This is a genomic window from Flavobacterium sp. GW821-FHT11G01, from assembly GCF_058808175.1.
On the sequence record NZ_JBXARK010000013.1, the window covers coordinates 13,407 to 29,973 of the forward strand.

The window sequence follows — 16,567 nt, forward strand, 5'->3', positions numbered from 1 at the left end:
TAAATTATCTGTTACGTTCGATGATTTCGGCTAATAATTTTTTAGCGCGAAGTAACTTTACTTTTACGTTGCTTAAAGGCTCGTCAATTTTAAGGGCAATTTCCTGATAAGTCATTTCCTGGAAGTAACGTAACTGTATGACTTCCTGATAATGGGGCTTTAATTCTTTGATGCATAAAAGCAAACGAGATAGATTTTGCTCCTTAATTAAAGCATCTTCTGCAGATGGGGTAGGGTCGGCAATATTGTATGCCTGTTGATCTTCAGAGTCGGTAATTTCGATAAAAAGATTGGTTTTCTTTTTACGCAGTAAATCAATATAGACATTTTTTGCGATCGCAATTAACCAGGTGTTGAATTGAAATTCTGAGTTGTAAGTAGCAATTTTGTCGAAAGCTTTTGAGAAAGTTTCGATTGTAATATCTTCAGCAATAGTTTCGTTTTCAGTACGTTTTAGCATAAAACCGTACACTTCATTCCAATAAAAATCTAATAAAAAAGTAAAGGCAATCTGGTCGCCTTTTTTTGCTTTTTCTATTTTAGAATTTATTTCCAATGTACAGGTTTTGAAAAGAGATTAGTTATAAAGATATTAATTTGTGTGAATATAAGCACTATCTCTACCACCGGAAACCAAATTTTAAGATCATTTTCTTTTAATTTTCCAGCCGAAAAACCAATTACAGTCCACGCAACAGTGTAGCGAGTCGCTAATATTGCCAGTACAGCGATCCATTGAAACTGGAAAGCCAGCAAAAGAATGACTAATAAAAAGAATAATAATTGTGAGGTATAAAAAAGACCCAATTGCATTTTATCAAAAAACTTATAATATTCTGCCGTCGAAACATGTCTCCTTTTTTGTGTAAACCATTCTTTATAAGATTCTTTTGGTTTCGAATAAGTAAAACCTTCCGGATTGTATGAAATGGTAGTGTTACTCTTGTTCGCCGCTTGATTAATAAACAAATCATCATCACCTGAGCGAACCTGAATGTGGTCTATAAAACCGTTTACATTAAAGAATTCTTCTTTTTTATAAGCCAGATTTCTTCCAACTCCCATATATGGAACTCCAATTTTAGCCCATGAAAAATATTGTACAGCTGTTAAAACAGTTTCAAAACGGATAATTTTATTCAACAAAGAACGCTCGATTTTTTCATAACCGCCATATCCTAAAACAATAGTTTTATTCATCGTGAATTGTGAAATCATTGACGTTATCCAGTCTTTTGAGCTTGGATAACAATCGGCATCTGTAAATAGTAAATAGTCTTTTTTTGAAGCTTTGATTCCTAAAGTTAAAGCGTATTTTTTATTTCCCCAAAAAGCTTCATTGTTTTGCACTTTTACCAGACGAATATTTGAATATTGTTTTTCAAATTCTTCAAAAACTTCTAAAGTTTCGTCGCTTGAAGCATCGTCAATTAATACAATTTCAAAATCAGGATAATCTTGTTCTGCTAATAAAGGAATAAACTTTTTTACGTTTTCTTCTTCATTTTTGGCGCAGACAATGACAGAAACCGGAAGTTTTTTTTGTGTAATGTCTTGTGGTTTACTGAAAGCAAATTTCCCAAAAATACCTAAGTAATAGAAAATTTGAATAAAAACAATAGCAATAAAGAAGTAAAATAAAGTTATAAGCATCTGATTTTAATGTCTTTTAAATTTTGAATCTTGCGAGTGCAAATGTACTTATGAATTCCTAGATTTCAATGGCTAAAGCCTATTTACTTTCGGCATTTCGACATTTCTTTTGCAACAGCAATAGCCTGAGGGTTTTCTGTTTTCTCTAATTCCGAAATTATGTTTTTGTAATTGTGATCATCGCGGTTTTGAGAGAGTTTTTTAGTGGCCTGAATCTCATCGATTTCTATTTCGAAACCAAATATTCCTCTGGCCTCGCGCATTGTTTTTGCTGATAAATTCTCAACACGAACGGGATTTTCTGAATTTGCATCATATTTGTCAACTAGTTTTTTTAATTGTTCTATTGAAGTCGCTTCATCCACAATTTTAATTCTTCCATAAATATGTACGGCTATATAATTCCATGTTGGTACATTTTCATGATCATACCAGGAAGATGAAATATAACTATGCGGACCTGTAAACACAGCCAAAACCTGATCGTTTTCTGAGAATCCTTCTGCTTGCGGATTCAGTTTTGAAATATGTCCTTGCAGAATCTCTTTTCCATCAACATTGACTTCAAGTTCTATCGGAATGTGAGTGGCACATAATTTTCCGTTTGTCTGATTAATCAGAATACCAAAACTATTTTCTTTCAAAAAAGCTCTGATCGATTCCGGATCTTCGTTTTTGTATATTTCAGGTGTATACATTTTATGAGTTTATTTTAAAGATTTTCCGAAGCAAATAGCTTCTGGTCGATCTATATATTTTCCGTAATTCGGAATTACTATATAACCTTGTTTTTTGTAAAACTCTGTCGCTTCACTATTTTTTATGCGTGTTTCTAAAATCAAATCGTTGTATCCACTTTTTAAAGCTATATCTTCTAAATAAGCCAAAATAGTGTGTCCGATTTTCTTTCGTGGATATTTAGAATACATTCGTTTTACTTCTCCAGTACTTTCAGAAATCGGTCTAATTGCTCCACAACCAACAATTTCATTATTAATTTCGGCTACGACAAAAACATATTTCGAATTGTTATATTCCCAATCAATAAAAGAATTTTTTCCATCACTTCCAAAACGAAGATAAAGATTTGCCGACAATTCTTCGATAATTGCCAAAACTTTTTCATCATTTGGATTTGCAATTTTTATAGAAGTAGTTAGAGTCATTTAAAAGGAAAATTATTTTTTAAATTACATTCACTTCAGCTTCAATATGAATTCCAAAAGTTTCAAAAACAGTTTTTTGAACATCTCTTGAAACGGCTAAAATTTCCTGACCAGTAGCATTCCCGTAATTCACTAAAACCAATGCCTGATTTTTATGTACTCCCGCATCGCCAAAACGTTTTCCTTTAAAACCAGCTTGTTCAATTAGCCAGCCTGCCGGGACTTTTACTTCTGTTTCAGAAACGTCGTAATATTTCATTTCCGGGAATTTCTGATGGATTTTTTCGAAATCAGATTTCAATAAAATCGGATTTTTAAAAAAGCTTCCGCTATTTCCTAATTCTTTCGGATCGGGTAATTTGCTTTGTCTGATGGCGATTACGGCGTTGCTTACATCTTTTAGAGTTGGAGAAACAACGTTGTTTTTAGCCAATTCAGCTGTAATGTCTCCGTAAGAAGTATTGATTTTATGATTGCGTTTTGTCAGTTTATAAATTACAGAAGTAATGATATATTGATCTTTTACTTCATTTTTAAAAATGCTTTCCCGGTATCCAAAATTACATTCTGTATTTGTAAATGTTTTAATTTCCTGAGATTCAATATTGATTGCTTCACACGAAACAAAAGTGTCTTTTATTTCCGTTCCGTAAGCACCAATATTCTGAACCGGAGTTGTACCAACATTTCCCGGAATCAGGGACATGTTTTCTAAACCACCAAAATTATTGTCAATTGTCCAAAGTACAAAGTCGTGCCAGGTTTCGCCAGCCTGACTTTCAACCCAGACAAAATCTTCATCTTCTTTAATGATTTTTTTACCTTTTAAATCAATATGAATGACTAAAGCATCAATATCTTTAGTCAAAAGCATATTGCTTCCTCCGCCTAAAATGAATTTTTTCTCGTTTTTATTTTCTTGTAAAATAGTTTTCAATTCTGCAACAGAATGTACTGCAACAAATTGTTTGGCTTTGGCTTCAATACCAAAAGTATTATAGTTTTTTAAAGAAAAATTGGATTGGATTTCCATAAATAAAAGGCTTTTTTTGATTCCGAAGCTTCGGGATAATTCTGAGCTCAAAAGTAAGGATTATAATTTATTTGAACTCAATTTCTGTAAAATAACAGATTAGAGTTTTATCAAAAAAATAATTGAGCTGTATAATGTTTTTGCTTTAGCCTTTTTATTTTGTTTTTACTTTATAGCCGCAATAAATCGTTGCATTTCTTTCATGGTTCCTATTGTGATTCTGGTCCATTTTCCGTTTTCTTCGTAGATTTTCGTTCCTTGTATATTATGATCTTTCAATTGTGTAAAATAATCTTTTTTATAATTGTCTAAAGAAAAATATACAAAATTCGAGTAGGATGGAATGCAGGTTAGATTGAGAAGTGTGAGTTGATCTATTGTATATTTTTTTACTTCCTGATTTGCAGTATATACCTGCTGAATGAACTTTTCATCATTTAAAGAGGCTATTGCTGCCGCTGTCGATACAACACTAACGGCCATATTTTGAGACGATCTTACTGTATCAAGTTCTTCAATAGTAGTAGAATTTGCAATAGCATAACCAACGCGGGCACCGGCCAAACCATACATTTTTGAAAAAGTCTTGGTGATAATCAGGTTTTTGTTTTCTATAACCAAATCACTTAAAGATTGTTCTGTTGTAAAATCAATATAAGCTTCGTCAACAAATACAATGGCTTTTTTTGTTGCTTCTTTTATAAAGGTTACTAATTCTTCTCTGCTGCATATTGTTCCTGTTGGGTTATTAGGATTGCAGATATAAATCATTTTGGTATCTGAATCAATAGCTTTCAACATAGCTGATAAGTCGTGCTTTTTGTCTTTAGTTAAGGGAACAGTAATTTTCTTAAGTCCTAATTTTTCAAAAGGAGCTGTCCAGTAGTCGAATGTGGTTTCGGCCAAAATGAAATTACCTTTTTTTAATGCAGTATATTGAAGTACTAAATCTAAAATTTCTGTTGAACCTGCACCCAATAAAATGTTATTGTCTGAAACCTTATTTTTTTTAGCGATATGTGTAATTAATTCTGAAGAAAGATCCCATCCGTATCGATTACTATTATTGACGCTTTTTGTCATTGCAGCACGAGCTAGCGGAGATGGACCATATGGATTTTCATTTGACCGAAGCAATATAAGAGAATTGTCTAAATCAGGTAAACTATATTCTTCAGTTGGATTTGCATATGCTTCGAATTGATAAAGTCCTAATCCTATCGTGCCTAAACCTATTTGTTTTAGCCAATTTCTTCTGTTATTCATTTCTGTTTTAGATTAAATTAAACAATTGCTCTTAACAGTATGTCGTTGATGTGGAAGAAAAGTTACGAGTGTATTTTTTTAATATAGTTCAGAATATTGGGGTTGATTTTTATTTGCAAATGATTGATTGGTTTTGATAAACAAAAAAGCCTTCAAATTTGAAGGCTTTCATATAAGTATTTGTAGTTTTATTTTGTAGCTAGTTTTTTAGAAAGAGAAAGTGAATTGTCTCCAATAAGGGTAGAGGCTATTTCCATTTTCTGTTTTCCAAAGGTTTCATCAAAAGATTTTCTGTTTTCCTTGTCTTTATAGGATACAGTAGTTTTTTTCTCAGATTTGTCTAAAATATCTTTAATTATATTTTTCATAACAACATCATTTTATATTACAAAGGTATAAAAAATTATTTGAACTCGTCTTTAATCTCAAAGGTTATAAAATTATATATTCTGCTTTTTTTAGGGTCATATATCTGATATTCAACTTTGTCAATATTGATAATTGAATTAGGTTGCTTTCCGGTTTCTGGATTTTCAATAATTTTTAAATCGCTAATTATACCACCTTTTATGATAAAACAACTTTGAATAGAGGCTAAATTATTATTCAGTCCCATTTTGTATAATCTGTGTTTTGCAGAAGTATTTCCGAAAATGGTTAAAATGGAGTTGGGAGAGATGGATAAAAAATCCAAAGCACAAGTAAAAACCGTTTTTAAAACTTTTTTGCCGTCTTTATTGTTTTCTCGTGACATGTCAGAAATTGATTCGGAACCATTTTCATCAATAAAGATATTCCCGAATCCTAAATTATAATATCGTTCTAAACCAGGTTGTGGATATTTGACTATGGCTATTCTTTTAGGGATTTCTTTTTCGCCTTTACTCACAAAATCATATTTGGTATGCAAAGGATTACTGTCTACCTGTTCGAATTCATAGGATTCATTTATTAAATCTTCCATTCATTGGTTTTTTTAAATGAAGGCAAATCTAAATTAAATACGGTAATGTCTTGTTAAAATTATTTGATTTTTTTAGATTTTCTTTTTGTAAGTTTGAATTGATTATAATATTGCAATTATGTCGAAATCAATTAGGAACGGTTCATTTTTCTTTTTTTTATTTCTGAATATATTCTTTTCTAATGCTCAAACGAATATGTTTGATACGTGGAGAATTAATAATATAATTGGAATTCGTGATCTTAATGAATATTCTATGGTTAGGATGGGAAAAGAACGTTTGGGATATATGTTAGTTTTAAATCTTGATGGAACATTTATATGTAGAAATTTACCTGAATGCGGAAACGATTTTTCTAAAAATATTTTAGGAAACTTTATATTAATTGATGATAATCATATTCGTTTCATTTTAAAGAAAGCTTCTTATAGTAGTTTAAATAAGGAGGATAATTTAGAATCAGAGTCGAATATAGATCTAGGAATTTTTTATATTTATAATGAAGGGAATTCAATTCGGTTAATCAAAAGTAATGGTGTTTTGCAGGATGATAAAGATAAAATGCTATACACTGAAATGCTTAACACTTTTGATGAAAATTGGAAATCTTACGATTATTCATGGGAAAGTACAAAAGCAAAAACACCTGAAGAAATTGTAAAAAATTGTATTGATAACAAAAAAAGGGTTGATTTATCTAATTGTAAAATTCTGTTTTCAAAAAAAGAAGGTTATGGTAAATTATTCCTCGTTCGGGAAAAGGAAAGTTTTCATTATGTTCTTTATGATGAATTTAAACAAAAAGTATCTTTAGCTTATCCTCGGTGATTTAATAAGTCATGATATTTATCTGCAATAATCTTCATATTAATATCATAATTTGCATTTTCTTCCACAAATTTTCTGTTTTGTAAAATAGCATTATTTCGGGATTCAACATTTTCACAAGACCAAATCAATTCATCGGCTAGCATTTCGATATTATCAATTTCAATCAATTGTCCGTTTTCGCGATGTTTGATCCAACTTTGATTTCCTGGAATATCAGAAACAACCGGATAACAATTACAAGCCATTGCTTCAAACAAAGAAGCCGAAACGCCTTCCGTAATAGGCATGCTGATATAAATGTTTGATTGTTGTAATAATTTAGGAAGTTCTGTATTCGGAATTCTGCCTGTAAAAATTACTTTTTTTTCGATTTGTAATGCTGTAGCTAAATCTTTTAAAAATTGTAATCTGGTTCCGTCACCAACAATCGTTAACGAAAAATCTATTCCTTTTTGATGCAAAATAGCGAAAGCTTTCAAAATAGAATCATGACGATATTCAGGTTGTAAAGATCGTGTTACAATCGCTTCAATTTTAGTTGAATTAATACTGGAAGGAGTGAAAAGCGTTAAGTCAATTCCTTTTGGGATAACCAAAACTTTGTTCATGTCAACGCCAATTTCTCTCATTGAAATCGTCATAACCGGACCCCAGGCGTGAATTAAATCGGCTTTTTTAAAAGCATATTTCTGAATGATTTTTTTAAAAGGCAATAAAACAGAGCCTTCAGGCCATAAGTCAGTTCGGCCTTGCTGTGCAATCGCAATTGGGTGCATTCCTGAAATTGCTGCAAGAAAACCGTAACTGGTGGTTCTTTCTGCAATAATCATATCTGGTTTTTCTCGTCGGATTGTTTTTCGAATAGAAATAGGAGAGAAGCAGTATTCTAAAATACGCTTGAATCGATTGAGTTTTGAAGTGTTTGGTGTTTGAAGTTCCCAAGTGCAAATTTCAAAATCACCAAATTCTTTCAAACCTTTCATCCACGTAATAGCGTCAGCACGGTACGATTCTCCCAGAAAAAGTATTTTTCTTTTTTTCATTCGGCAAACTTAAATTTTTTGACACGAATTTCACGAATTTCCACTAATTAATTCGTTGTAGTAGCTGTTATAAAATGTTTATTTCGCATTCAAATTATGGTCAGCAACCGTAATGCTTTTTATAAAAATTAATCCATCATACGTTTCCGAAAACTTTTTTTGATAGAAGGTAATTTTGTTTGGATTGTAACCCGGACCACCTAACATTAATTGTTTAGCTTTATTTTTGAAGAAATCCGAGGAATTACCATCTAAAGCTGTAGACATATCAATAAAATAAATTTCTTCTTGTGCCTCAATAAGTGTTTTGGCATACGTTTTGGGAAACGGTTCGTTTAATTCATATCTTTTCCAGCTATTCTTGTCGGCAATATAACCAGGTAAAATGCCTTTACCAAAATCAAAACCTACACTATAATAATCATTTTTATAATATTCTTTCAAATGTCTTCCTAAATTATAGATGTTTCGTCCGCCATAATTTCCAGCTTTCGTATTGTTAATATGCTCGTTATGAGCCCAAATAAAAGCTTTTCCGTTTTTTGATTTATTTTCTATTATCCATTTAGCATTTTCAAACATTTTCAAATCTCTATCCTGAGAGTAATTATTTTGTACAAAATCGGTGTATTTCGATAAATTTTGTAAAGCTCTTATTGCTGAATCAAACTCATCTATATTCTCTTCTTTAATACCTTTTCTAAAATCGAGTAAAATATTTTCAATTTCATTTAGCTTAGGAATTTGAATGTCTGCCCAATCAGTTGATTTACCGTATTCCACTTTTTTCTCTACACATTTATCAACTACTAAAAGGAGTTCTTCGCTTACAGGAATGTTATACTTTTTTACTGAATTTCGTATTTCCAGATTGATGTTTTTTGCGCTTTGAATGTCCATGCCATAATAGTGTATTTGCTCTTCTTTAGGTTTACCAAGATTGTAATTTCTCATCCATTCCAAAAGATGGACCACTTCTTTACAATACCAGGGTGCCAGAGTAAAATTGTTGGCAATAGTTTCTGCGTTTCCTTTTCCACCACTAATCCATTCATTTATTCCAGCTTCTGAACTATATGAATCCTCTATAATAAACACTTTCACATTTTGGGTTTCAACCAAATATTTGAAGAATTTAGCCTTTAAATCGAAAAATTCTTTTCCATGATGAGAAGCTTCTCCGAACCCGAAAATTTTTGCATCAGCAAACTTTTGAGGGATGTTGGTATTGAATATCGTAAGGTTTGTATCTGGATTAGCATCTTCAATTTTAATGGCATTTTCATTAATCCAGTTTACAGTTTTATCATCTTGGGCATATGTTTGAAATAATAGAAAAAATGTAAAGGTTGAAATGAAAATTCTCATATGGTAATGTTTTTTTAAATGTTTGTATAACGCGCTAATTTGTGAAATTACTTCGTCCGGATTGTGGCGAAAAAAAGTTATTTTAAAATTCTTCCTCAGTGTCTAGCGCACGATTTATGAATTCGTTTAATGGCTTTAAAGCAATAAGTTTTTTGCTCATTTTAGATACAAAGTCTTTCTGCGTTACTTCTGAAATATCGTATTTTTGAGTAGCCGTAAAACTTTTCAATTTTAAAAATTCAATTGCAGGATGATCTTTCTCATAACCACGCGGCATACTTTTAAGAGAATTAGTTTCGTTTATATCTAAACTTCCGAATTCTTTTTTGAAATTTTTATCAGCTAAAATGGCTTCTAAATCGTCATGAAAGAAAGCGATTTCTTTACGGACTTTTTTAAGATCTGGCGCTTCAGGCGAATAAAATCCGCCGGCAATAAAACTGGCGCCTTTTTCTATATGAACATAATATCCGGCACGATTCGCACCTTTGGCTCCAGTAGACATCCAAACGCCTAAATGCGCTTTATAAGGAGATTTATCTTTAGAAAATCGAATATCACGATTAATTCGGAACGTACAATTTTTAACTTCCAATAATTCTAGTGAAGGATCAAGTGGTTTCATAACATCCAAAAAATCACTTACCAATTGATGATAATCTTTTTTGAAAATTTCGTATCGTTTTTTATTGTCCTGAAACCAATCTCTATTATTGTTCTTTTTTAAATCGTCTAAAAATTGCAATGATTCTTTCGTTAGCATATTCTTTATTTTATTGCAGTTGTTCTTTTAAGTTTTTTTCTGTTGTAAAGCCTATTAACTTCTTTTGTACCGCTTTGTTTTCGTAAATCAAAATAGTTGGAAGCTGATTGATTTTCATTGTTTCTGCCAAAGTTTTGTTTTTATCCACATCAATTCTGATGATCACTACTTTGTCATTCATTTCTTTTTGCATTTTCAGAATGAACGGTTCCATTTGTTTGCAAGGGCCGCACCATTCTGCATAAAAATCGACTAAAACTTTTTTATCGGTATTTAATAAATCGTTGAAATCATTCATCGTCATTCCAACCTGAGCAGTTGACGGATTTGATAATCCTGCTTCGCTCCAGTTTAAGAAGCCACCGTCTAATTCATAAATCGTAGTAAAGCCAAGTTCCTGAAGTTTTGCTGCTGCTTTTTTGCTTCTTCCTCCGCTCAAACAATATACAAAAACGGGTTTTGATTTATCGTAAGATTCGGCTTTGGTTGCAAAATCATCACTATTCCAATTTACATTTACAGCATTACCAATATGTTCTGCTTCGAATTCGTCAGGAGTTCTAACGTCTAAAATTTGGGGTTTTTCAGTTTTTTTGATTTTTTCTGCAAATTCTTTTGGCGCAATCGATTCAAAAGGTTTTGCTTTTTGGTCGTTGCACGAAAATAGCAGAATTGAAACTATAAATAATAAAATTTTGGGGAATCTCATGATATTGAATTTTAAAAATAGTTACGCTAAAGTAATGATTTTTAAATTTTGAATTCATAAGAGAATGATAAAATCAATTTAGTAATGAGGCTTTGTTTCAGCTTCAAGTTTTACCTGAAACCTGAAACCTAAAATTATAAATTGAATATCTTATAACTCTGATGCGTAGATTTCACAATTGCTTCGGTACGTTCAGGATGTGTGTCTGAAATAAAAAGCTGGCCAAAAGTTTCGCTGTTTACCATCTCGATAATTTTAGATACGCGGGTTTCATCCAGTTTATCAAAAATGTCATCAAAAAGTAACAGCGGTTTTACACCACTTTGTTTCTTTAAAAACTCAAATTGAGCCAATTTTAAAGCAATCAAAAAGGACTTCTGTTGACCTTGCGAGCCGAATTTTTTTATGGGATAAGAATCGATTTCAAAAGACAAATCGTCTTTATGAATTCCGACACTTGTATAATGAAGCGCTCGGTCTTTATTAATATTTTCCTGTAAAAGTGTCAATAAATCTTTTTCATACAAATGACTTTCATAAACCAATTGTACCGTTTCTTCAGATCCGGTTATGGCTTGATGATGTACATTAAATATAGGTATAAACTGTTCGAGAAAATCTTTTCGTTTTTCAAAAATTGATTTTCCAAAACTATTTAGTTGCTCATTATATATAGATAAGGTGTCGTTATCAAAAGTATGGTTCAGGGCAAAATACTTCAAAAGGGCATTTCGCTGTACAATTACTTTTTGATATTGAATAAGCTGATGCAGGTAAGTCGAATCTAATTGCGAGATTACACTGTCCATGAATTTACGGCGCGTCTCGCTTCCTTCCACAATTAAATCGCGATCTGCTGGTGAAATAATTACTAATGGAATAAAACCAATATGATCGGAGAATTTGTCGTAAGCTTTGCCATTTCTTTTTAAAACCTTCTTTTGCCCTTTTTTTAAACTGCAGACAATTTGTTCCGTCCGGTCATTTTTTTCTATTTCGGCATCAATAACAAAAAACTCTTCTCCGTGTTTGATATTTTGGACCGCCAGCGGATTAAAATAGCTTTTTCCGTATGCCAAATGATAGATTGCATCAAGCACATTAGTCTTGCCAATTCCGTTTTTACCGACAAAACAATTAATCTTGTGGTCAAAATCAAAATTGACTTCAGAGAAATTTTTATAATTGAATAAAGAAATTTTGTTTAAATGCATTTTTTAAGGAACTCTAAGGTAAAATCTGATGTTTTAGAACAACAAAAATTTGAGGGTGCAAATTATCGAAAATTATTGATATAAAAGGCTTTTGGGGCGTTTCAAGATGAATTATTTTAGTGCTGAGATGAAAGGACTTAGCATTTGTGAAATTATTTTTTTTAAAATAGTGATAAAATTGATTTTTTTTACCTCAGTTTCAATAAAAATTTTATTTTTGCCGTTCACTAAATTAATTTTAAATGGCTACTTACAATAAAAGAGGATATAAAGCACCAAAAGAAAAGGAAGTTAAAGAAGTAAATGAAGAAACACAGGTAATCATTGACGAAAAAGACAGCACAACAGCTGGTGTTTTTTCTAAATTAGATGAAACTGCTTCAAGAACTGAGGATTGGGTTGCTAAAAATCAAAAAATCATTATTGGTTTAGTTGCTGGTATTGCGGTTGCTACTATTGGATATTTGGCTTACCAAAAATTTATCGAAGCTCCTAAACAAGATGAAGCTGCAAACGAAATGTTCGTTGCACAACAAAACTTCCAAAAAGCGACTGATGGTGTTGCAAGTGATTCATTATATAAATTAGCATTGAATGGTTCTGAAGGTAAATTCGGATTCGTGAAAATTGCTGATGAGTATTCTGGAACTGATGCTGGAAACTTAGCAAATTACTATGCTGGTATGGCATATTTGAATACAGGTAAATTTGATGACGCTATTAAATACTTAGGTAACTTCAAATCTGATGATATGATTTTAAGTGCTTTGGCAAAAGGTGCGATTGGAGATGCTTATTCTCAAAAAAATCAACAAAAAGAAGCTCTTGACTATTATGTAAAAGCAGCTGAATCTAATAAAAATGATTTTACAACGCCTCGTTTCTTATTAAAAGCTGGTAAAACAGCATTGGCTTTAGGTCAAAAAGAAGATGCGATGAAATACTTAACTGATATTAAAGAAAACTTCGACGCAACTCCAGAAGCAGCTTCTGTTGATGTATTGATTGGATTAGCGCAATAAAAATTTTAGACTTTAGATTTAAGATTGTAGATTTGTAATTAAGAATCTAAATTCTAAAATCAAAAATCTAAAATAGTACAGATGGCTACCGAAAATAAAAATTTATCAGAATACGATAAAAACACAATCCCAAATGCGAAAGACTTTCGATTTGGGATTGTTGTTTCTGAATGGAACGAAACCATAACAGAAGGATTATACAATGGCGCTTTTGATGCCTTAGTGGATTGTGATGTACCGGCGCAGCAAATTATTCGCTGGAATGTTCCGGGAAGTTTTGAGCTAATTTACGGCGCAAAGAAAATGTTGCAAACACAAAATGTTGATGCCGTAATTGTAATTGGTTGCGTAATTCAGGGAGAAACAAAACATTTTGATTTTGTATGCGAAGGGGTTACACAAGGAATTAAAGATTTGAATGTTCAAACGGATATTCCGGTTATTTTTTGTGTTTTGACAGATAATAATATGCAACAATCAATCGATAGAAGCGGAGGAGTTCATGGAAACAAAGGAACTGAAGCGGCAATTGCAGCAATTAAGATGGCGTATATTCGTCAACAGGCTTCGATGTCACATCCATTTAATCAGCCTTTGCTAACTTCTGGTGCGCTTCAAATTGAAGAAACACCAATAAAGATCGAGAACGAATAAAACACAATTGTTTTAAAAATACTAAAACCTATACTGTGTAAAATAGTATAGGTTTTTTGTTTTTTTTATGACACTACTTATTTAAAAAGCCAACGGAAATTCATTAAATTTGTATGCCTTGGTTTTGAAAAACCATAAAGCAATTAATAATATTATCCTGAGGTTTTTACGGATTGATTCCGATAAAATTAAAGGACAACCTTAACCCAAATTTTTTAATGTCGAGTATAATTCAATTACTTCCTGATCACGTTGCTAATCAAATTGCTGCTGGAGAAGTGGTTCAAAGACCAGCTTCAGTCGTAAAAGAGCTTTTAGAAAATGCTGTTGATGCAGACGCAACCGACATTAAATTAATTATTAAAGATGCCGGAAAATCGTTAGTACAGGTTATTGATAATGGTAAAGGAATGAGCGTGACTGATGCACGTTTGTGTTTTGAACGTCATGCAACTTCAAAAATTCGTCAGGCAGAAGATTTATTTTCATTATGTACAAAAGGTTTCCGTGGAGAGGCTTTAGCGTCTATTGCAGCTATCGCGCACATGGAAATGAAAACCAAACAGGATCAGGAAGAGCTTGGAACACATATTGTGATTGAGGGAAGTAAATTTGTTTCTCAGGAAGCAGCAGTTTTACCAAAAGGAACTTCATTTGCGGTTAAAAATCTATTTTTTAATACTCCGGCTCGTCGTAATTTCCTGAAATCAGATACGGTTGAATTCCGACATGTAATGGATGAGTTTCAACGTGTAGCTTTGGCGCATCCAAATATTCATTTTACTTTTTATCATAATGGAAGCGAAATGTACAATTTGCCGGCTGCTGGATATCGCCAGCGCGTTGTTGGAATTTTTTCAGGTAAAACCAATGAAAAATTAGTTCCGGTTAACGAAGATACCGAGATTATCAATGTTCAGGGATTTGTTTGCAAACCTGAATTTGCCAAGAAAAATAGAGGAGAACAATTCTTTTTTGTAAACGATCGTTTCATTAAAAGCGGTTATTTGCATCATGCAGTAATGGCAGCTTATGACGGACTTTTAAAAGATGGATCACAACCGAGTTATTTCTTATATCTGCAAGTTCCTCCAAATACAATCGATATCAATATTCATCCGACCAAAACAGAAATTAAGTTTGATGACGAACAAGCTTTATATGCTATTTTAAGAGCTTCGATAAAACACAGTTTAGGACAATTTAATGTAGCTCCGGTTTTAGATTTTGACCGTGATGCGAATTTAGATACGCCATATCATTATAAAGATTTAGAAGCTGAAACACCAACGATTCAGGTCGATGGTACTTTTAATCCGTTTACGGATGACAAGACCAACCAGCATTATACAAAATCGGGTTCTTCGGGATCTGGTTACAGTTCAGGTTCTTCTTCCTCTTCTTCAGGTTCATCTTATTCCGGATATTCTAAAAGAGTAGAGCCAACAGCTAGTTGGGAAAGTTTATATGTAGGTTTGGATACAGAAAGTATCGAAAGCTCACCTTTTACTTTTGAAAATGAAGAAGTAACTTCGTCTTTATTTAACGATGATGAGGTAGAAACAGCAAGTCAGAAAACATACCAGATTCATAAAAAATATATCGTTTCGCCTATAAAATCCGGAATGGTAATCGTTGATCAGCAACGTGCACACCAGCGTATTTTGTACGAACAATTTCTTTTGAATATGACGGTAAATCAGGCTTCAAGCCAACAATTGTTATTTCCGTTGAATTTGTTTTATTCTTCAGATGAAATGACATTGATCGAAGAATTAAAACCTTCATTAGAAACAACAGGTTTTGTTTTTGAAGAAGCACAGACAGATCACATTGTGATTTCAGGAATTCCTGTAAATATTACAGAAAGCGAAGTTTCTTTGGTAATTGAACAATTATTAAGTGATTTGCAAGACGGAATTCCGGCAAGTAGTTACAGCCAAAACGATACAATTGCCAAATCAATGGCTAAAAGTTTAGCGGTTAAAACAGGATCATATTTAACCGAAAAAGAACAAGATAATTTAGTAAACGGATTGTTTGCCTGTAAAGATCCCAATATTTCACCTTTTCAAAAACCTACTTTCATCACGATGCGTGTTGAAGATATAGATAAAAAGTTTGCCATATGATGAAGATAACTCCAGTTGTAAAACAATTATTGATAATTAATATTATCTTTTTTATTGGTTCTATGTTAGTACCAGTTTCTCAACAATATTTTGCTTTATTTTTTCCTGAAAATCCAGGGTTTAAAATTTGGCAACCTATCACGCATATGTTTATGCATGGCGGATTTGCTCATATTGCCTTTAATATGTTTGCGCTCTATTCGTTCGGATCTACTTTGGAACACTTTTGGGGCGGAAAGAAATTTTTGTTTTTCTACATTTCATGTGGTTTAGGTGCGGCCTTAGTCAATTTTGCTGTTAATTATTATTTTTATCAGGATAGTTTAAATATTCTCTTGGCCAATGGTTTTCACAAAACAGATATTCTCAATTTATTAAATGATGGTAAAATTGACACAAGATGGCAGGAAATTTTAACTGTTTCTGAGTTCAAACATTTTACAGAAGCATATTTTGGAACTGTGATCGGTGCGTCTGGTGCTGTATATGGATTGTTGGTTGCTTTTACATTTATGTTTCCTAATGCCGAACTTGGAATTATGTTTATTCCAATTCCTGTAAAAGCAAAATATTTTGTTCCAATTTATATGCTGTTATTTGATGGTTTCTTTGGGATTTTTGGAAGTTCACTTATGGGAATAGAATCTGGAATTGCCCATTATGCCCATATAGGGGGAGCATTTTTTGGATTTATGATTATGTGGTATTGGAAAAAAAATCAGTTTAATAGTAATCGTTGGAATTAATT

At 32.2% G+C, this 16,567-nt stretch carries 18 protein-coding genes; 5 read left to right on the plus strand and 13 right to left on the minus strand.

Annotated features, from left to right (window positions below; all coding sequences use genetic code 11):
• Positions 1-4: 4 nt before the first annotated feature.
• The 8 genes from AC1RRN_RS19510 to AC1RRN_RS19545 all read right to left on the minus strand — a co-directional run bounded on the left by AC1RRN_RS19510 (position 5) and on the right by AC1RRN_RS19545 (position 6,082).
• On the minus strand, positions 5-556 hold the full coding sequence (locus AC1RRN_RS19510) for an RNA polymerase sigma factor (RefSeq protein WP_074659495.1): 552 nt from the start codon (positions 554-556) through the stop codon (positions 5-7).
• On the minus strand, positions 547-1,653 hold the full coding sequence (locus tag AC1RRN_RS19515; RefSeq protein ID WP_492968908.1) for a glycosyltransferase: 1,107 nt from the start codon (positions 1,651-1,653) through the stop codon (positions 547-549). Before AC1RRN_RS19515 ends, AC1RRN_RS19510 begins: the two co-directional genes overlap by 10 nt.
• A gap of 83 nt (positions 1,654-1,736) precedes the next feature.
• Positions 1,737-2,351 carry an FMN-binding negative transcriptional regulator gene (locus AC1RRN_RS19520; protein ID WP_492968909.1) on the minus strand — a complete coding sequence of 205 codons (615 nt, stop codon included), beginning with the start codon at positions 2,349-2,351 and terminating at the stop codon, positions 1,737-1,739.
• A gap of 9 nt (positions 2,352-2,360) precedes the next feature.
• Positions 2,361-2,819: a GNAT family N-acetyltransferase gene (locus AC1RRN_RS19525; RefSeq protein WP_492968910.1), complete on the minus strand. Its 459-nt coding sequence runs from the start codon at positions 2,817-2,819 to the stop codon at positions 2,361-2,363.
• Positions 2,820-2,838: 19 nt separating this feature from the next.
• Positions 2,839-3,852 carry a UDP-N-acetylmuramate dehydrogenase gene (gene murB / locus AC1RRN_RS19530; protein ID WP_492968911.1) on the minus strand — a complete coding sequence of 338 codons (1,014 nt, stop codon included), beginning with the start codon at positions 3,850-3,852 and terminating at the stop codon, positions 2,839-2,841.
• 165 nt (positions 3,853-4,017) lie between these two features.
• The gene (hisC, locus tag AC1RRN_RS19535) at positions 4,018-5,118 is read right to left on the minus strand and encodes a histidinol-phosphate transaminase (protein WP_492968912.1); all 1,101 of its coding nucleotides are present in this window, start codon (positions 5,116-5,118) and stop codon (positions 4,018-4,020) included.
• Between the two features lie 188 nt (positions 5,119-5,306).
• Complete coding sequence (locus tag AC1RRN_RS19540; protein WP_492968913.1) at positions 5,307-5,486, minus strand: hypothetical protein; 180 nt, start codon at positions 5,484-5,486, stop codon at positions 5,307-5,309.
• A gap of 35 nt (positions 5,487-5,521) precedes the next feature.
• Complete coding sequence (locus tag AC1RRN_RS19545) at positions 5,522-6,082, minus strand: DUF6934 family protein (RefSeq protein ID WP_492968914.1); 561 nt, start codon at positions 6,080-6,082, stop codon at positions 5,522-5,524.
• A 118-nt stretch (positions 6,083-6,200) separates the two neighbouring features.
• Between AC1RRN_RS19545 and AC1RRN_RS19550 the strand changes: the two genes are divergently transcribed.
• Positions 6,201-6,911 (plus strand): hypothetical protein, encoded by a 711-nt coding sequence (locus AC1RRN_RS19550; protein ID WP_492968915.1) that lies wholly within the window; start codon positions 6,201-6,203, stop codon positions 6,909-6,911.
• On the opposite strand, the gene AC1RRN_RS19555 is transcribed toward AC1RRN_RS19550, so the two are convergent.
• The 5 genes from AC1RRN_RS19555 to recF all read right to left on the minus strand — a co-directional run bounded on the left by AC1RRN_RS19555 (position 6,899) and on the right by recF (position 12,011).
• On the minus strand, positions 6,899-7,957 hold the full coding sequence (locus tag AC1RRN_RS19555) for a glycosyltransferase (protein WP_492968916.1): 1,059 nt from the start codon (positions 7,955-7,957) through the stop codon (positions 6,899-6,901). The genes AC1RRN_RS19550 and AC1RRN_RS19555 overlap by 13 nt on opposite strands.
• A gap of 78 nt (positions 7,958-8,035) precedes the next feature.
• Positions 8,036-9,325: an erythromycin esterase family protein gene (locus tag AC1RRN_RS19560; RefSeq protein ID WP_492968917.1), complete on the minus strand. Its 1,290-nt coding sequence runs from the start codon at positions 9,323-9,325 to the stop codon at positions 8,036-8,038.
• Between the two features lie 82 nt (positions 9,326-9,407).
• Entirely contained in the window at positions 9,408-10,088 is a 681-nt protein-coding gene (locus AC1RRN_RS19565) for a DUF2461 domain-containing protein (protein WP_492968918.1), read from the minus strand.
• Between the two features lie 10 nt (positions 10,089-10,098).
• Positions 10,099-10,797 (minus strand): thioredoxin, encoded by a 699-nt coding sequence (gene trxA, locus AC1RRN_RS19570; protein WP_492968919.1) that lies wholly within the window; start codon positions 10,795-10,797, stop codon positions 10,099-10,101.
• Positions 10,798-10,931: 134 nt separating this feature from the next.
• Entirely contained in the window at positions 10,932-12,011 is a 1,080-nt protein-coding gene (gene recF, locus AC1RRN_RS19575; RefSeq protein WP_492968920.1) for a DNA replication/repair protein RecF, read from the minus strand.
• Positions 12,012-12,253: 242 nt separating this feature from the next.
• Between recF and AC1RRN_RS19580 the strand changes: the two genes are divergently transcribed.
• The 4 genes from AC1RRN_RS19580 to AC1RRN_RS19595 all read left to right on the plus strand — a co-directional run bounded on the left by AC1RRN_RS19580 (position 12,254) and on the right by AC1RRN_RS19595 (position 16,565).
• On the plus strand, positions 12,254-13,033 hold the full coding sequence (locus AC1RRN_RS19580) for a tetratricopeptide repeat protein (protein WP_492968921.1): 780 nt from the start codon (positions 12,254-12,256) through the stop codon (positions 13,031-13,033).
• A gap of 81 nt (positions 13,034-13,114) precedes the next feature.
• Entirely contained in the window at positions 13,115-13,687 is a 573-nt protein-coding gene (gene ribH / locus AC1RRN_RS19585; RefSeq protein WP_026982812.1) for a 6,7-dimethyl-8-ribityllumazine synthase, read from the plus strand.
• Between the two features lie 218 nt (positions 13,688-13,905).
• On the plus strand, positions 13,906-15,819 hold the full coding sequence (gene mutL / locus AC1RRN_RS19590) for a DNA mismatch repair endonuclease MutL (protein WP_492968922.1): 1,914 nt from the start codon (positions 13,906-13,908) through the stop codon (positions 15,817-15,819).
• The gene (locus AC1RRN_RS19595; RefSeq protein WP_492968923.1) at positions 15,816-16,565 is read left to right on the plus strand and encodes a rhomboid family intramembrane serine protease; all 750 of its coding nucleotides are present in this window, start codon (positions 15,816-15,818) and stop codon (positions 16,563-16,565) included. The genes mutL and AC1RRN_RS19595 overlap by 4 nt, the downstream gene beginning before the upstream one ends.
• Positions 16,566-16,567 lie beyond the last annotated feature (2 nt).

Coding starts and splice junctions, on each gene's coding strand:
- AC1RRN_RS19515 (WP_492968908.1), bottom strand. CDS start 1,653: ATGCTTATAACTTTATTTTACTTCTTTATTGCTATTGTTTTTATTCAA.
- AC1RRN_RS19520 (WP_492968909.1), bottom strand. CDS start 2,351: ATGTATACACCTGAAATATACAAAAACGAAGATCCGGAATCGATCAGA.
- AC1RRN_RS19525 (WP_492968910.1), bottom strand. CDS start 2,819: ATGACTCTAACTACTTCTATAAAAATTGCAAATCCAAATGATGAAAAA.
- murB (WP_492968911.1), bottom strand. CDS start 3,852: ATGGAAATCCAATCCAATTTTTCTTTAAAAAACTATAATACTTTTGGT.
- hisC (WP_492968912.1), bottom strand. CDS start 5,118: ATGAATAACAGAAGAAATTGGCTAAAACAAATAGGTTTAGGCACGATA.
- AC1RRN_RS19540 (WP_492968913.1), bottom strand. CDS start 5,486: ATGAAAAATATAATTAAAGATATTTTAGACAAATCTGAGAAAAAAACT.
- AC1RRN_RS19545 (WP_492968914.1), bottom strand. CDS start 6,082: ATGGAAGATTTAATAAATGAATCCTATGAATTCGAACAGGTAGACAGT.
- AC1RRN_RS19550 (WP_492968915.1), top strand. CDS start 6,201: ATGTCGAAATCAATTAGGAACGGTTCATTTTTCTTTTTTTTATTTCTG.
- AC1RRN_RS19555 (WP_492968916.1), bottom strand. CDS start 7,957: ATGAAAAAAAGAAAAATACTTTTTCTGGGAGAATCGTACCGTGCTGAC.
- AC1RRN_RS19560 (WP_492968917.1), bottom strand. CDS start 9,325: ATGAGAATTTTCATTTCAACCTTTACATTTTTTCTATTATTTCAAACA.
- AC1RRN_RS19565 (WP_492968918.1), bottom strand. CDS start 10,088: ATGCTAACGAAAGAATCATTGCAATTTTTAGACGATTTAAAAAAGAAC.
- trxA (WP_492968919.1), bottom strand. CDS start 10,797: ATGAGATTCCCCAAAATTTTATTATTTATAGTTTCAATTCTGCTATTT.
- recF (WP_492968920.1), bottom strand. CDS start 12,011: ATGCATTTAAACAAAATTTCTTTATTCAATTATAAAAATTTCTCTGAA.
- AC1RRN_RS19580 (WP_492968921.1), top strand. CDS start 12,254: ATGGCTACTTACAATAAAAGAGGATATAAAGCACCAAAAGAAAAGGAA.
- ribH (WP_026982812.1), top strand. CDS start 13,115: ATGGCTACCGAAAATAAAAATTTATCAGAATACGATAAAAACACAATC.
- mutL (WP_492968922.1), top strand. CDS start 13,906: ATGTCGAGTATAATTCAATTACTTCCTGATCACGTTGCTAATCAAATT.
- AC1RRN_RS19595 (WP_492968923.1), top strand. CDS start 15,816: ATGATGAAGATAACTCCAGTTGTAAAACAATTATTGATAATTAATATT.